16 protein-coding genes are annotated in these 14,719 nt (G+C 64.2%); 2 read left to right on the top strand and 14 right to left on the bottom strand.

Annotated features, from left to right (window positions below; translation table 11 throughout):
* The 3 genes from ACN0YF_RS11100 to ACN0YF_RS11090 form a co-directional block, all read right to left on the bottom strand.
* Positions 1-634 (bottom strand): PIG-L family deacetylase (locus ACN0YF_RS11100; protein WP_417494424.1); only part of this gene is annotated, 634 nt, incomplete at its 3' end.
* 4 nt (positions 635-638) lie between these two features.
* Entirely contained in the window at positions 639-1,208 is a 570-nt protein-coding gene (locus ACN0YF_RS11095) for an acyloxyacyl hydrolase (protein WP_417481001.1), read from the bottom strand.
* A 63-nt stretch (positions 1,209-1,271) separates the two neighbouring features.
* Positions 1,272-2,450 (bottom strand): phosphoserine transaminase, encoded by a 1,179-nt coding sequence (locus ACN0YF_RS11090; protein ID WP_417494423.1) that lies wholly within the window; start codon positions 2,448-2,450, stop codon positions 1,272-1,274.
* A gap of 91 nt (positions 2,451-2,541) precedes the next feature.
* On the opposite strand from ACN0YF_RS11090, the gene ACN0YF_RS11085 reads away from it, so the two are divergent.
* On the top strand, positions 2,542-3,675 hold the full coding sequence (locus ACN0YF_RS11085; RefSeq protein ID WP_417494422.1) for an aminotransferase class V-fold PLP-dependent enzyme: 1,134 nt from the start codon (positions 2,542-2,544) through the stop codon (positions 3,673-3,675).
* Position 3,676: 1 nt separating this feature from the next.
* Positions 3,677-4,579 carry a DMT family transporter gene (locus tag ACN0YF_RS11080; RefSeq protein ID WP_417494421.1) on the top strand — a complete coding sequence of 301 codons (903 nt, stop codon included), beginning with the start codon at positions 3,677-3,679 and terminating at the stop codon, positions 4,577-4,579.
* Between the two features lie 9 nt (positions 4,580-4,588).
* Here the strand turns inward: ACN0YF_RS11080 and thiD are convergent, their stop codons facing one another.
* The 11 genes from thiD to ACN0YF_RS11025 all read right to left on the bottom strand — a co-directional run.
* The gene (thiD, locus tag ACN0YF_RS11075) at positions 4,589-5,398 is read right to left on the bottom strand and encodes a bifunctional hydroxymethylpyrimidine kinase/phosphomethylpyrimidine kinase (protein WP_417494420.1); all 810 of its coding nucleotides are present in this window, start codon (positions 5,396-5,398) and stop codon (positions 4,589-4,591) included.
* Positions 5,399-5,420: 22 nt separating this feature from the next.
* Positions 5,421-6,335, bottom strand: coding sequence for a tetratricopeptide repeat protein (locus tag ACN0YF_RS11070; RefSeq protein WP_417494419.1), 915 nt, complete (start codon positions 6,333-6,335; stop codon positions 5,421-5,423).
* 67 nt (positions 6,336-6,402) lie between these two features.
* Entirely contained in the window at positions 6,403-7,242 is an 840-nt protein-coding gene (locus ACN0YF_RS11065) for a hypothetical protein (RefSeq protein WP_417494418.1), read from the bottom strand.
* A 167-nt stretch (positions 7,243-7,409) separates the two neighbouring features.
* Complete coding sequence (locus ACN0YF_RS11060; RefSeq protein ID WP_417480995.1) at positions 7,410-8,300, bottom strand: LysR family transcriptional regulator; 891 nt, start codon at positions 8,298-8,300, stop codon at positions 7,410-7,412.
* Between the two features lie 65 nt (positions 8,301-8,365).
* The gene (locus ACN0YF_RS11055) at positions 8,366-9,478 is read right to left on the bottom strand and encodes a glutathione S-transferase family protein (protein ID WP_417494417.1); all 1,113 of its coding nucleotides are present in this window, start codon (positions 9,476-9,478) and stop codon (positions 8,366-8,368) included.
* Positions 9,479-9,601: 123 nt separating this feature from the next.
* Positions 9,602-9,835: a hypothetical protein gene (locus tag ACN0YF_RS11050; protein ID WP_417494416.1), complete on the bottom strand. Its 234-nt coding sequence runs from the start codon at positions 9,833-9,835 to the stop codon at positions 9,602-9,604.
* Positions 9,836-10,018: 183 nt separating this feature from the next.
* Positions 10,019-12,223: a 3-hydroxyacyl-CoA dehydrogenase NAD-binding domain-containing protein gene (locus ACN0YF_RS11045; RefSeq protein ID WP_417494415.1), complete on the bottom strand. Its 2,205-nt coding sequence runs from the start codon at positions 12,221-12,223 to the stop codon at positions 10,019-10,021.
* A gap of 25 nt (positions 12,224-12,248) precedes the next feature.
* Positions 12,249-13,454, bottom strand: a complete 1,206-nt coding sequence (locus ACN0YF_RS11040) for an acetyl-CoA C-acetyltransferase (RefSeq protein ID WP_417494414.1) — start codon at positions 13,452-13,454, stop codon at positions 12,249-12,251.
* Positions 13,455-13,582: 128 nt separating this feature from the next.
* Positions 13,583-14,182: an FMN-binding negative transcriptional regulator gene (locus tag ACN0YF_RS11035; RefSeq protein WP_417494413.1), complete on the bottom strand. Its 600-nt coding sequence runs from the start codon at positions 14,180-14,182 to the stop codon at positions 13,583-13,585.
* Positions 14,182-14,652: a hypothetical protein gene (locus ACN0YF_RS11030; RefSeq protein ID WP_417494412.1), complete on the bottom strand. Its 471-nt coding sequence runs from the start codon at positions 14,650-14,652 to the stop codon at positions 14,182-14,184. Before ACN0YF_RS11030 ends, ACN0YF_RS11035 begins: the two co-directional genes overlap by 1 nt.
* A 2-nt stretch (positions 14,653-14,654) precedes the next feature.
* Positions 14,655-14,719 (bottom strand): hypothetical protein (locus ACN0YF_RS11025; RefSeq protein ID WP_417494440.1); only part of this gene is annotated, 65 nt, incomplete at its 5' end.

The following is a 14,719-nucleotide window of genomic DNA, read 5'->3' as shown; positions in this document are numbered from 1 at the left end:
CACGGCCAAGAAGGCCCTCGCCGGCGTGGCCGACGCGCTGATCAAGATCGCCGCCCCGCGCCTGGCGCGGGCGAACCCCTGCGCCGACCGCCTGGCCCGCGGCGCGGCCGGCGGTGCGGTGATCAGGATGCCAGGACAGGCCGCTTTCCGGCCAGAAGGTGACGATCAGATCCGGCTGCCAGGCCTGCATCCGCTCCATCAGGCGCCCGACATAGACCTCGTAATCCGCGTCCGAAAGACCGCCATCGGGATAGTCCCAGACTTCCTGTTCCTCGAGCCCGAGCGCCCAGCCATTCTTGAGCACTTCGGCGTGGCGGATAATCCCCAGTTCCTCTGGTCGGCTGACCTGGGGCAAAGGCGTTCCCGCCTCACCGCGCGTCGCCGTGATCATCCGCGTCACGGCGCCATCACGCGTCTGCGCGCGGATCAGCAATCCGGTGACCGATTGCTCGTCATCGGGATGGGCGAACACGGCGAGGACGGATCGGGCACCGACCTCGCCCGCAATCGAGGGAACGCGCCGCGCGCCGGGCTCATCAAACTGGGCGTCAAGCCAGAACCAGACTGCCGCCAGCAGGATGGCCAGCACGCCGGCAGCGACGAGCAAAAGCCGCAAGACCGGCGAAACAGGCACGACCCTAGCCCCCGAAACGGTAGCTCAGGCGGACACCGGCATTGTCGAGCGCCTGGTTACGGCCCGATGCCAGGATCTGGCCGTGGGAGATGTGCTCGTAATATGCGCCGATGGCCCAGCGTTCATTGACGTCGTAATCGAGGCCAAGCGTGGTGTGGAACAGGTAGTGGCTGCCCATCAACGCCCGCGTCGTCGCCAGACGGATCCGGTTCGGATCGTTCGGCGGCGAGTTCTGGTCGATATCGACCACGCCGTCATTATAGGACAGGCCTTCCTTGATCTCGAGATGCCAGCGATCCGAAAGCGGGATGTTCCAGGCCAGGCCGGCAGCGCCGAAATTCGTCAGCCCGTTGGTGTTGAAAGAGCCATAGATATAGGGCCGTGGCGACCAGATGCCCGACAGGAAATCCGGTGAGGCGAACAGGAGTTCAGCGGTCACATTCGGCCCGTCTTCGACATGGTCGGCAAGGTCATGAGCGGTCACGCCAAGGCGGAACTCCATGCCACGATCCTCGGCCTGGGCCGCGCCGGCCAGCAATGCAGTGGCGGCAGCCGCCATCATCAAACGTGTCATGATCACCCCTTTAAAGCTGTGGCCTGCCACCAGACCCCTGTCGGCCAACGGATAGCGCGACCATCAGGCCGCGTCCAGCGCCTCACGCCACGCCCAGTCGAGCCAGGGACCGAGTGCGGCCAAATCGTCACGCTCGACCGTCGGCCCGCACCAGATACGGATTCCGGGGACGGACTGGCGGTGCATCGAGATGTCCAGCGCCGCATTTTCCCGTTCCAGCAGGCTGGTGATCCGCTTGGTCAGCGCCCATTGCCCCTCGGCATCCATCACGGCCACGCGTGGATCGGTGTATTTCAGCGTCACGGAGATCGGCGAGCGGGCGGCCTCGTCCTCACACAGATAGGCCATCCAGTCGGACTGACGCACCCAGGCATCGAGAACCGCAAAGTTTTCCTCACGCCGGCGGATCAGTTCCGGCAGGCCGCCAATGCGCGAGGCCCATTTCAGGGCCGAGAGATAATCCTCGACACACATCAGTGACGGCGTGTTGAGGGTCGAGCCCTCATAGATCGCCATATTGGCCTTGCCGCCGGCGTGCAGCTGCAACAGGCCCGGAATGGGCCAGGCGGGTTTGAAGGTGTTGAGCCGTTCGATGGCGCGCGGGCTCATCACCAGCATGCCGTGCTGCGCTTCACCACCGAGGCATTTCTGCCAGGAGAAGGTGAGAACATCGATCTTCGACCAGTCGATTTCGGCCGCAAAGGCCGCCGAGGTCGCATCGCAAAGGGTCAGCCCCTCGCGATCCGGATCGATCCAGTCGAGATCGGGCACCCAGACGCCGGCCGCCGTGCCGTTCATCGTGAAGACCGTGTCACGCTTGCCGTCATGCTGGCCGAGATCGGGCAATTGCCCCGCCCGGGTCTCGAATATCCGCAAATCCTCAAGCGGCAGCTCGTCGCGGGCATCGAGAATCCAGCGCTTGCCGAACACATCCCAGCCGAACACGTCAACGCCGCGCTGGCCGAGCAGCGACCACATTGCCGCTTCCATCGCGCCGGTATCGGAACCGGGCAGGATACCGACCTTGTAACCCTCGGGCAGGTCCAGCAGCGCATGGGTGCGGTCGATCGATTCCTTGATCCGCGCCACCGCCTGGCCGGCGCGGTGGGTGCGTGACAGCGGAGCGTCGGACAGCCCTTCCCAGGTCCAGCCCGGATGCTTCTTCACCGGTCCACAGGAAAAGCGCGGATCGGCCGGACGGATCATGGGTTTGGAATTGGGGGTATCGACTGCTGCTGTCATGGAATCGGCCACTTGTATCTCCAGATCAGGGGGCGGCGGGAAGGTTGGCGACACGTTGACGCCCTGCGCGCAGCGGGGCAAGAGGCTTTGCATGATCGTATCACAGCGCGCCCTGTTCGACCTGCCGCGCGAGGTCGCCTATTTCAATGCCGCCTATATGGGTCCGATGCCGCTTGCGGCCTCGGGCGCCGGGGCGATCAGCTATGCGCGCAAGACCCGGCCCTGGACGCTCGATATCCAGGCCGATTTCTTCGATGCACCCGAAACATTTCGCCGCCGCGCCGCGCCCCTGTTTGGAGCCAGCCGCAACGACCTCGCCATCGTGCCGGCCGCCTCCTATGGCCTCGCCACTGCGGCACGCAACCTGGCCCCGGACGCCCGTACGGAAATTCTTGTCCTCGACGCGCAATTCCCGTCGAACATCTATGTCTGGCAGGGCCTGGCGAAGCAGTATGGCGCCCGCGTTCGCACCGTCGCCCGCCGGGACAATCAAAGCTGGACCGAAGCCATGCTCGCGGCGATCGGTACGGCGACTTCGATCGTTGCCTGCCCCCAGGTCCACTGGGCCGATGGCGGTCAGCTCGACCTCGCCGCGATCAGCGATGCCGCGCGTCGCCAGGGCGCGGCCCTGGTGCTCGACCTGACCCAGTCGCTCGGCGTACTGCCCTTCGAGATGGCGGCCATCCAGCCCGATTTCGCCGTCGCCGCCTGTTACAAATGGATGCTCGGTCCCTATTCGATCGGCGCTCTCTATGTCGCGCCGCAACACCAGCAGGGCGAACCGCTGGAGGAGAACTGGATCGTGCGCGACCGGGCCGAGGATTTCGCGCGCCTGGTCGATTATGCCGATGAATACGCCCCCGGCGCGCGCCGTTTCGACATGGGCGAGCGTTCGGCCTTCCAGCTGGTGCCGGCGGCGAATGTCTGCCTGCAGCATCTGCTCGACTGGGGTCCGTCCGAGATTTCGGCAACGCTGGGCGTACGTACGGCCGAGATCGCCGAGGCCGTGGCCCCTCTGGGTCTGCGCGATGCAACACCGCAGCGCGCGCCGCACTATCTCTGCCTCGCCCTGCCCGATGGCGCGCCGGCCGATCTGGTGAAACGCCTGGCCGCCCACCAGGTCTTCGTCTCGCAGCGCGGCGACCGGCTGCGCGTGACGCCGCATCTCTACAATGACGCGGCCGATCTCGCCCGGCTTGTAGCCGCCCTGAAGGCCGAGCTCTGATTTGACCCACCTCCCGCATCACCCGACCCTGCGCGACTGGGCCCTGCTGCTCGTGCTGACCCTGCTCTGGGGCTCGGCCTATGCCTTCATCAAGCATGCCGTGCTCAGTTTTTCGCCCGCTGCCCTGATCTTTGTGCGCATCGCCGTTGCCGCCGCACTTTTGACGATGTGGACCTATGCCCGCGGCCACCGCCTGCCGCCACTCAATGACAAGCGCTGGCTCTGGTTTGCCGCGCTGGGCCTGTTCGGCAATACCCTGCCCTTCTTTTTGATCAGCTGGGGCCAGCAGACGATCGACAGCGCCCTGACCGGCATCCTCGTCGCCACCATGCCGCTGACGACAATCGCCCTGGCCCATGTTTTCGTGCCCGGTGAACAGATGAATGCCCGGCGCCTGGCCGGTTTCCTGATCGGCTTTGCCGGTGTAGTCGTACTGCTTGGCCCGGTGGCGCTGCGCGGATTGGGCGGGGCCGGACTGGTCGCCCAGCTGGCCGTGCTCGGCGCGGCGGTCTGTTACGGCATCAATGCCGTGCTGGCCCGCCTTCTGCCAGACACATCGCCCTCACTCTCGGGCGCCGGCATGCTGATCATGGGAGCGGTACTGGCCCTGCCCTTCGGTGTCTGGGATCTGGCGCATATGCAACCGGCACCGGTCTCGGCCTGGATGAATGTGTTGTGGCTGGCGCTCGGACCGACGGCGCTGGCCTCGGGCCTGTTGATGCAGATTGCCCGCACGGCCGGGCCAAGCTTCCTGGCGACGGTCAATTACATGACCCCGATCGCCGCGGTCGCGACCGGGTTGCTGATCGGCGAGACCGTGGGATGGAACGCATTGCTGGCCCTCGCGATCATCCTCGCCGGGGTCTGGCTGGCACGCAAGAAAGCTGTCCCGCCGCCCGTCTAGTCGCGCAGGCTATTCCCGGATCATCCACATATGGTCGACGGGACCATGCCCGGCACCGAAGCCCGGCGCGCGCGAAATCGCTTCATAGAGATAGTCACCGGCATGCTTGACGGCGTCGGAAAGCGAAAAGCCGCGTGCCAGCAGGGCCGCGATGGCCGAGGCCAGGGTACAGCCGGTGCCGTGCGTATGACGGGTCTCGATCCTGGGCCGCTCAATGATCTCCATGCCGCGCGACGAGACCAGCACGTCGCGCGCGACCGTGCCGGGGACGTGGCCGCCTTTGACCAGCGCCGCGCGGGCGCCCATTTCGATCAGGGCTTCGGCGGCACCGATCTGGCCGTCAATGTCCTCGATCTTGCCACCGGCCAGGCGTTCAGCTTCGGCAATATTGGGGGTGACCAGCATGGCAAGCGGCAGAAGCCGGTCGCGGATCGCCGCCTCGGCGCCGGCATCGAGCAGGGCATCGCCGGAGGTGGCGACCATCACCGGGTCGAGCACGAAGGGGCGGCCCGGCGCGCGTTGTTCGATCATGTCGGCAACGGCGAGGACAATGGCTTCATTGACCAGCATTCCGGTCTTGATCGCATCGGTACCGATATCGTCGAGCACGGCGGTCATCTGAGCGATGACAGTCTCGACAGGTACGGGATGCACGGCACTGACGCCCAGCGTGTTCTGGGCCGTGATGGCGGTAATCGCGGTGGTGGCATAACCGCCTATCGCCGCAATCGCCTTGATATCGGCCTGGATTCCGGCGCCGCCGCCACTGTCGGAACCGGCGATCACGAGGACGCGGCCGGCATGTTCGAGATCGGTCATGGAATTTTCCCTGTTCGGCGCCTCAGTCCGGCTGCAGCGCCGCCGCCTGGCTGCGCGCCCGCAGCGCTTCGGAATCACTGGTCGCATGACTGGCAGCGCGCAGATAGAGCGCCCGTGCAGCCTCGCGATCACCTTGCTGCAGACGCAGATCGGCGAGCGCCAGTGCAGCGGTGACATTCTCGGGTTCGAAGGCGAGGATCTGTTCGTAGATCCGGATCGCCGACGCCGAATCCCCGGCGCGGCCGAGGCAGCGCGCGTGCTGCATCAGCGGACCATCATCCCACGGATTGGCCTCGACAGCCGCGGCAGCGGCAGCGCAGGCGGCCAGCTCGGCTGGCAGGGCAGCCGTCGCCGTGGCCCCGGCCTGGGCCGGCATTGAACTGGCTCGCGCCGGTGCCGCGGGAACGGAGTGAGACGGTTCTGGCGTGGCGGGTGGCGCCACGGTCAAAGGTGCTGGCGCGGCAGGTGAGGCGGATCGGGCCGGCTGAGCCGGCGCGGCCGGAGCCGGTGTCGGGCGCCAGTCCGGATTGCTTGAAGGATAGGTGGCAGCGGGCATGGCTGGCGAGATCGAAGCCTCGCCCTCGGTCAGATGCACCCTCACCAGCACACCACCCTGGCGCAATTCAGCCTCGCTGCCAGTCCAGGCCTGTGCGCCCTGCAAACGAATACGGGCACCATGTTCGGTCGGTTCGATCACGATGGCGGAGACCAGGTCGCGCTGGTGCGGTGTGATCTGGCGCGGCTGAAGACTGATCCCCTCGATGACGAGATCAAGGCCACCAGCCGTCACCTCCCTGCGCAACAGGGTCGGTTGCCCGTCAAAGGCAATCCAGACCATGCCCTCCTGGCCGGCCAGCCTGGCGCGCAGATCGCGCAGTTCGGCATGGGCGGGAGAGGCAATCAAAAGGGCCAGGCAGAGATAGATCAGAGCGCGCATATCCCTGCCCTCGACCGCTTCGCGTTAAGGCCGGGTTAAGTGCCGGGGCCGCCGCTGCGCCCCCCGGTCAGCCAACACGTCCGCCCGGACCGCCATCACAACTGTCATAGCCCAGGGCGCCGATCAGCCGGCCATCGGCGTCGCGAACGGATTCAAACACATAGCAACTCATGGCGGCGGCCGGCATGATCGAGCGCACGAAGATCGGATCGCCCTCGCCGAACACGACGTCGGCCGCATCGATCGGGCGCAGCGAATTGACCCGGTTGCCATTCTCACGCGTGGCGCACTCCCAGCTGCCACCGTCATGATCGACCAGACGGATGCCGGTCGCACCGCCGGACAGGGTGTAGGCCAGCGAGACATGATCGGCATCGCCGGCCATTTCCGCCAGGCAGGCATCGATCGCCGGCAGATAGGCTGCGAGATAGTTCGACCAGCGATCAACCGGCGCGGTTTCCAGAGCACAGCCGCGCATTTCATTGCCGCCGACCCGCACGGTGGCGAAATAGGGGTCGGTGCCGCCATCACGGGTCCGGCACGGCCCGGCCTGCAGCTCCACCTCGACCGGGCGTCCTTCGCCCGTCACCCCGTCATAGCGCCGCACACCGCCGTCCAGATAGGGCATGGAGATCAGCAATTCGGCGCGGGCGGACTCGGGCCCCGCGCCATGAAGCGTGAAATCGACCCGGGCTTCACCGCCAACCGATTCAAACACCATGCGGCCATTCCATTGCTCGCCGGCGAGGCGATAGCCAAAGCGGGTATCGGTCGGGCGCGCGGCGCGGGAGGGCCCATAATCGAACGCGCTGCTGGCAAGCCCGCCAGCAAGGCCCGGACCGGCATCCGTGGTCGCACACGCCGTCAAACCGGCACAGACGAGCGCGATTACCATCACATGTTTCATCGATTTCCCCCGGGAACCACAACTGCCTTGGACGCCCATATATCACGAAGCGGCACTGGGCAGAATCAGGAATGCGGGTGCGTCACATCAGGAATGCGGGTGCGTCACATCAGGAGGCAGTTTACCACCAGCACTCCACAGGCTTGTCGACAGACTTGTCCACAGCGTCAAATGCTGTCTGTGAAGTGCCCGGCGAGATGATCCACAAACAGACGGACCCGGTGGGTGAGATAGCGGCTCGAAGGGAAGACGGCCCACAGATTGCGATGGTCCGGCTCCCAGTCGGGCATGAGCGGTACGACACGTCCATCGGCCAGGGCGGCCTCGGCGGCATAGCGCGGCGAACAGGCGATACCGACGCCGGCAGCGGCGGCTTCGATCGCGGCGCTGGCGCCATTGAGGGTCAGCCGACCGGAGACGCGCACCTCGACCGCCTCCTCGCCGCGGGTGAATTTGAGCTGTTGCGGCGCCGGCTTGTTGCGATCGATGATGACGTCGTGGACCGCCAGATCGGACGGGTGTTCCGGCGCGCCGCGCGCGGCGATATAGGCGGGCGATGCGACCAGGGCCATGCAGGCCGGCGCCAGCCGGCGCGCGATCAGGGCGCTGTCCTCGAGATTGCCGATCCGCACCCCGACATCGAAACCCTCCTCGACCAGATCGACCATGCGGTCGACCAGCGAGAGCCGCACCTCGACGCCCGGCCATTCAGCCATGAAGTCGGCGATGGGGCGCATCAGTTGCCGCGCCCCGAAATCGACCGATGCCGTCACCCGCAGCAGACCGGCCGGCGCCGAACGCGCATCGGCAACGCCCTCTTCCAGAGCATCATATTCCCCCAGCCAGGGCCGTACCCGGTCGAGCAGGGCGGCGCCCGCCTCGGTCAGCCGCACGGATCGCGTGGTGCGCTCGAACAGGCGCGCCTGCAGCCGTGTCTCCAGCGCCGTGATCTGTTTGGAGGCTGCACCGGGTGTAATGCCTTCGCGCTCGGCGGCCTGGGTGAAACTGCCCAGCTCGGCGACGGAAGAGAAAAGCCGCAAGGCGTCGATCCGGTCCATTATTCCCCCAAACGATAAAGCGAGGCAAAGCCATGCGGCATTGTCCCGCCAGGATCAAGCAGGCTTCACCCCCGCACGAGCTTGAAATTCTCCCGCGCGAGCCTCAGTGGCAGCTGAAAGCCGATCAATTTTGCTGCACCAATGCTGCGCAGCATTTCCTCCGCCCTCTTGCGGTCAGCACCCTCCAGGGAGGCGAGATGATCGGTCACGCGCTGCAGCATCCAGAGCGGATAGGGAATGATGGCCCGGTCGGTTTCAACCCGGTTGTCGCCATGCCCGATCATTGCCTTGTTGAAGCCGAATATACGCGGCAATTCAATAGCATCCGGATTGGTGCCCGACCATTCCGCCAGCACTTCAGCGGTGTCGAACAGGACCGGCAATTGCTGCGCCGCGAACATTTCCAGCATCGGCATCAGCGTCGGCGGAAGCTCGTCGTTTTCGAGGAAGTCACCGGTCAGCGCATGTTGCGGTGCATGCGCGCGCCGGGCCCAATCGGCGACGCGCGGCGCGAGACGTTCCATGATCTCGCCCGAGGCCGGGTCGCGCAGCAAATGCGCATAGAGCGGACCGAGAAAACCGTAATCGCCAATCGATGGCCGGCTGCCGAACAGGAATGGGTGCTGTTCCAGATGCGCTTCGAAGGCCGCAAGGAAAGCCTCGAAGGCGCCCTCCACGGCCGGGACGCTTTCGGGGCAGATGCCGAGCACAGGCAGGGCACCGGAGAAGAAGTCCACGGACTTCTGCACGGCCGCCTTCTGCTCGTCCGGCGACAGGTCCGGGAAGGATGTCGCGCCGAATTCAGCCTGCGCGAAATCGCGATTATAGGCCCAGCGGTAATGCATCGCCGGAATCACCAGCCATTCGTCGCCGAACAGTTCCAGGATCAGCGCCGCCAGCTTCTGAACCGGCCCGTCCGGATAGACCGAAGGTCCCGGCTCGTGCGCTTCGACATAGTCGATGATCTCGGTCGTGTCCTGCACGACCGTGCCGTGCTCGCTGCCGTCGTGATGGATCAGCACAGGCACCACCGGCCAGCCGACGCGCGGCAGGATCACGGACTTATAGGTCTGGGCCGTCGAGAGCTGTTCGCGGAAGGGCACATTCTTCCAGCGCAGATAACCGCGTGCCTTGCCGGTATAGAGCGAAACGGCGGTGCCGATCAGCGTATAGCTCATGGGGGACTCCCTTGCGTTTTCAGGAGTCTGTACGCTTGCGGCGCGGGGCACAAGCGCGGGCATGCGCTCATTGTGCGGCAAGGTGACCGGATTGGACCGGCCGGGGTCGCGCGGCGGTGCCGGCTAGTTCACATTGCGATTCTTGCCGGCGACGATCCGCGCGGCGGCCTGCAGCGATGTCGAGGTAATTGTGGTGTCGAACTCACCGCTCTCGTACCGCGCAGCACCGCTCGTATCCCGGACCGCCATCCAGGCCTGCCAGCCCATGCCGGCGGTCAAGGCTGCCGCCAGGGCCCAGGAGGCCAGCGCCACATAGCGTGCGGAGCACTGCCAGGTCATACGATCAGATCGTGTCATGCGGGCGTCCAGTTCAGAGACTCACATCAGTCAGGAACAGCACTCTCAACCTTCTGCGGCGGCGCGCTTGTCATATTTGATTAACCAGACGTTTACGCGCGCGCAGCGCGCCGTGCGCGGACACAGGAAGGCCGGCCCGGATGTCCCGGACCGGCCTCTTGTTACTCAGTGTGTCGCAGCCAATCAGGCGGCGGCAGCTTCTCCGCCGAAGCGGCCGTAGAAGGTCTCACCCTTCTTGGCCATTTCACGCAGCAGGGCCGGCACGGCGAACTGGTCGCCATAGGCCTTCTGAAGCTCATCGGCACGCTTGACGAAGGCGGCTGCCCCCACCGTGTCGATGAAGCTCAGGGCGCCGCCGGTATAGGGGGCGAAACCCCAGCCGAGGATGGAGCCGACATCGGCTTCGCGTGGATCCTGGACAATACCCTCTTCCATACAGCGCGCCGCTTCGAGCGCCTGGGTGTAGAGGATACGATCCTTGACCTCGTCGGCCGAAGGCTGGTCTTCCGCGTATTTGCCGCCCGGAGCGAATTGCTCCAGCTCAGGCCAAAGACGCTTGGGCTGGCCCTTTTCAGACGGATAATCGTAGAAGCCCTTGCCGTTCTTGCGGCCAAAGCGCTCATATTCCTCGACCATCTTGAACAGGATCGGCTCGGTCGGGGATGGCTTGTAGTCAGCCCCGAGATCGGCCTTGGTCTGCTTGATCAGCTTCACGCCAAGATCGAGGGCAACCTCGTCCTGCAGGGAAAGCGGACCAACCGGCATGCCGGCCATCTTGGTCGCATTTTCGATCAGGGCCGGCTTGATGCCTTCGGCGAGCATGTTCATGCCCTCGCCGATGAAGCGCATCACGCACCGATTGGCGTAGAAGCCACGCGTATCGGCGACGACGATCGGGGTCTTCTTGATCCGGGTGACAAAATCGATCGCGCGCGAGAGCGCATAATCGCCCGTCTTCTCGCCCATGATGATCTCGACCAGATTCATCTTCTCGACCGGCGAGAAGAAGTGGATGCCGATATACTGGTCAGGCCGCTTGGAGGCAGTGGCCAGCGAAGTGATCGGAATGGAGGAGGTGTTGGAGCCGAACACGGCGCCTTCAGGAATGACATCCTCGGCCATCTTGGTGATCTTGTGCTTGAGTTCGGAATTCTCGAACACGGCCTCGACGACCAGATCGACATCCTTCAGCAGGTTGTAATCGGTGGTCGGGGTGATCATGCCGGCCAGCTTGTCGGCCTTTTCCTGGGTGACCTTGCCGCGCTTCACGCCGCCGGCAAAATAATCCATCGCATGCTGCTTGCCCTTCTCGGCACCCTCTTGCGTGGCGTCGATCAGGACAATCTCGATCCCGGCCTGGACCGAAACCGTGGCAATGCCGGCACCCATGAAGCCGGCACCAATGACGCCGACCTTCTTGATCTCGCCCTTCGTCTGGCTGGCCGGACGGCGGCCACCCTTGTCGAGCGCCTGTTTGGACAGGAAGATCGAGCGGATCATATTGCGGCTTTCAGGCCGCAGCATCAGCTTGGTGAAATAGCGGCTCTCAATCTTGATCGCCTCATCCATCGAGACCTGGGCGCCTTCATAGACGCAGGACAGGATGTAACGCTGGGCCGGGTAATTGCCATAAGTGGTCTTGCGCAGCATCGGGCTGGCGGCGCCGAACATTTGCGCACCGGCTGGATGGTAGGGGCCACCACCGGGGAAGCGGAACTTGTCGGCATCCCAGGGCTGTTTGGAATCGAGCTTGTTTTCCTTGACCAATTCCTTGGCCTTGGCGACCAGATCGGCCATTGGCACGACGGCGTGGACAATGCCCTGGGCCAGGGCCGTATTGGCGTCGATCTGCTTGCCTTGCAGCAGGATCGGTGCGGCATTCATCAGACCCACAAGGCGCGGCAGGCGCTGGGTGCCGCCACCGCCGGGCAGGACACCGATCATGGCTTCGGGCAGGCCCAGCTTGGCCTTGGAATTATCCGACGGCATGACGCGGTAATGACAGGCGAGTGCGATCTCGAAACCACCGCCAAGAGCGAGGCCATTGATCGCAGCCGCGACCGGCTTGCCGCAGGTTTCCAGCGCCCGGAAGGTTTTGTTGAGACGGAAGCATTGCTCGAACAGCTTGGCCTTCATCTCGTCTTCGGGAAGCTTGGCCAGCTCGGCGGCAGACCCGCCCAGTTCGGACAGGTCTGCACCGGCACAGAACGCATCCTTGCCGGAGGTGATGACCGCACCCTTGACCTTGTCGTCAGAGGCGATCTTGGCGGTCAGCGTATCGAAGTCCGTCATGACGTCGGCGGAAATGACATTCATCGACTTGCCGGGGCTGTCGAAGGTGATGAGAGCAATACCGTCGGCGTCGATCTCGAATGTGAAGTTTTTCATCTCAAATATCTCCTGATCGATCCGATTAGACGCGTTCAATGATGGTGGCGGTGCCCATGCCGCCGCCGACGCAGAGCGTGGCGAGGCCGGTTTCCTTGTCGGTGCGCTCGAGCTCGTCGAGCAGCGTGCCGAGAATCATTGCACCGGTGGCACCGAGCGGGTGACCCATAGCGATCGAGCCGCCATTGACGTTCATGATGTCGTGCGGGATTTCATAGGCCTGCATCAGGCGAAGCACGACGGCAGCGAAAGCCTCGTTGAGCTCCCACAGATCGATATCCTTGGACGACATGCCGGCTTTCTTCAAAGCCTTGGCGGTGACGGCAACCGGACCGGTCAGCATGATGGTTGGCTCGGAACCGATCGAGGCCATCGAACGGATACGGGCGCGAGGCTTGAGGCCAGCCTTGATGCCGGCTTCTTTCGAGCCGACCAGAATGGCCGAGGCACCGTCGACGATGCCCGAGGAATTGCCGCCGGTATGGACCCAGTTGAGGTATTCGATCTCGGGATAGCGCTGCAGCGCCACGGCTTCAAAACCGACGAAATCGGACATGTCCTTGAAGGCCGATTTCAGGCTGCCGAGCGCCTGCATGTCGGTGCCCGGACGCATGTGCTCGTCCTTGTCGAGAATGGTGAGGCCGAGCTGGTCCTTGACCGGCACGATGGATTTCTTGAACCGGCCTTCAGCCCAGGACTGGGCGGTGCGGCGCTGGCTTTCCATCGCATAGGCATCGACATCATCACGGCTGAAGCCGTACTTGGTGGCGATCAGGTCGGCGGAAATGCCCTGCGGCACGATATAGTGGTCAAAGCTCATTTCAGGATCGACGCCCATGGCACCGCCATCACTGCCCATCGGCACGCGGCTCATGGATTCAACGCCGGAACCGATGGCGAAATCGGCCTCGCCGCACATCACCTTGGCGGCGGCGACATTGACCGCTTCCAGGCCCGAAGCACAGAAGCGGTTGATCTGGTAGCCGGCCGTCGTCTCGGCATAGCCGGCATTGATCACGGCAGAGCGCGCAATGTCGGAACCCTGCTCACCAACCGGCGAGACGCAGCCCATGATGACATCGTCAACGAGGGATGTGTCGAGCCCGTTGCGATCACGGATCGCCTGCAGCTGCTGGGTCGCGAGCTGAAGCGAGGTGATCGCGTTGAGCGCCCCGTTCTTCTTCTTGCCGCGCGGCGTGCGAACGGCGTCGTAGATGTAAGCTTCGGTCATTTTACGTCCTTTCCCGTTTTCGGGTTGAATGCTTTATCGACTTGGTTTCTGGGCTTTTTCTTCCACGGCGGGCCGGGGAAGTGGCGCGGATGGAATCCGCGTCGATGGGGTAACGGGCGCGGATATGCTCATTCCTCCGCCCCCACTTCGGTCATGTGATGTGCCACGGCCTGTTCGCCACGCGCTTCCAGCGCCTTGGCGATCAGCAAGCGTTCCTTGGCCGGCTTGTTCTGCGACAGCTTGGCCTTGCCCTCGAGGCGGACAATCTTGAACTCGAAGGCCTGGATGGCGGATTCGAGCCGGACGCGCTGGCCGAGCTCGATATTGGTGATGCGCCAATCGGATTCGAAATCGGCGATCTGCGCCGAGAGCGAGCGTTCCGCTGCCTCGCCTTCGAGCGGGATGAAATGCCCGAAAGCATGCACCGCCATGTAGTTCCAGGTCGGCACGTTGTTATTGGGGTCGGAATACCAGGTCGGCGACACATAGGCGTGCGGTCCGGAGAAGATCGCCACAGCTTCCTTGCCGTCGCGGATCGCCTGGGCAATCGGATTGGCCTGGGCGACATGGCCGATCAGCATCTGGCGGCCATCGTCGAGCTTGAGCGGGATATGCGTCGCCGCCAGATCCGGCTCACCGGGCACCAGCACGATGGCGAAATCATAGGCCCGCATCAACGCAGAGAGCGAGGCCTGGTCATCGATGCGGAAGTGTTTCGGCGTGTACATCAGCGAGCTCCCTTGAGCCGACAAAGCCAGGCGCCGAGAAGGACCACCGCGACAAGGACAATCACGGGCGCACCGAATGCGAAGAATATTGTGGTGACCTGAGCGCCAGTAAACAACCCGTCGGCCAGACCGGACGCTTGGAGACGATTCAGGGCTTGCCCACAGACATCAATCAGTCCGACGATGCCCAGTGCAGCGACACCCCAGCGGACAGAGCCTGACCTGTACAAGACCCAACCTGTCGCCAACGCGGCCAACAAAACAAACACCAAATTCACAATCACTTGTGCGTTTACCAACGCCATAGCCGCTTCCATGCCCAGCGATACGCTGATGCGGAAACTCTGGTCCACCACCGCGAAGACACCATTGACGACAGGCGAAACGGCCAGCGGCGCAAGCCCGGCCAATGCCGAGAGCGCTCGCACCGAGCTTCGACCTGACACCGTCTCAATGGCCGCCTCAGTCATCACTACAGGCTCCGCGCGATCAGCAGTTTCATGATCTCATTCGTGCCGCCATAAATGCGCTGGACGC

Source organism: Maricaulis sp., from assembly GCF_048270265.1.
Lineage (GTDB): Bacteria > Pseudomonadota > Alphaproteobacteria > Caulobacterales > Maricaulaceae > Maricaulis.
This window is presented reverse-complemented; position numbering and strand designations above follow the sequence as displayed.

Excerpts from the sequence above, each read along its gene's own strand:
- ACN0YF_RS11095 (WP_417481001.1), bottom strand. The coding sequence starts at position 1,208 with ATGACACGTTTGATGATGGCGGCTGCCGCCACTGCATTGCTGGCCGGC.
- ACN0YF_RS11090 (WP_417494423.1), bottom strand. The coding sequence starts at position 2,450 with ATGACAGCAGCAGTCGATACCCCCAATTCCAAACCCATGATCCGTCCG.
- ACN0YF_RS11085 (WP_417494422.1), top strand. The coding sequence starts at position 2,542 with ATGATCGTATCACAGCGCGCCCTGTTCGACCTGCCGCGCGAGGTCGCC.
- thiD (WP_417494420.1), bottom strand. The coding sequence starts at position 5,398 with ATGACCGATCTCGAACATGCCGGCCGCGTCCTCGTGATCGCCGGTTCC.
- ACN0YF_RS11070 (WP_417494419.1), bottom strand. The coding sequence starts at position 6,335 with ATGCGCGCTCTGATCTATCTCTGCCTGGCCCTTTTGATTGCCTCTCCC.
- ACN0YF_RS11065 (WP_417494418.1), bottom strand. The coding sequence starts at position 7,242 with ATGAAACATGTGATGGTAATCGCGCTCGTCTGTGCCGGTTTGACGGCG.
- ACN0YF_RS11060 (WP_417480995.1), bottom strand. The coding sequence starts at position 8,300 with ATGGACCGGATCGACGCCTTGCGGCTTTTCTCTTCCGTCGCCGAGCTG.
- ACN0YF_RS11055 (WP_417494417.1), bottom strand. The coding sequence starts at position 9,478 with ATGAGCTATACGCTGATCGGCACCGCCGTTTCGCTCTATACCGGCAAG.
- ACN0YF_RS11050 (WP_417494416.1), bottom strand. The coding sequence starts at position 9,835 with ATGACACGATCTGATCGTATGACCTGGCAGTGCTCCGCACGCTATGTG.
- ACN0YF_RS11045 (WP_417494415.1), bottom strand. The coding sequence starts at position 12,223 with ATGAAAAACTTCACATTCGAGATCGACGCCGACGGTATTGCTCTCATC.
- ACN0YF_RS11040 (WP_417494414.1), bottom strand. The coding sequence starts at position 13,454 with ATGACCGAAGCTTACATCTACGACGCCGTTCGCACGCCGCGCGGCAAG.
- ACN0YF_RS11035 (WP_417494413.1), bottom strand. The coding sequence starts at position 14,182 with ATGTACACGCCGAAACACTTCCGCATCGATGACCAGGCCTCGCTCTCT.
- ACN0YF_RS11030 (WP_417494412.1), bottom strand. The coding sequence starts at position 14,652 with ATGACTGAGGCGGCCATTGAGACGGTGTCAGGTCGAAGCTCGGTGCGA.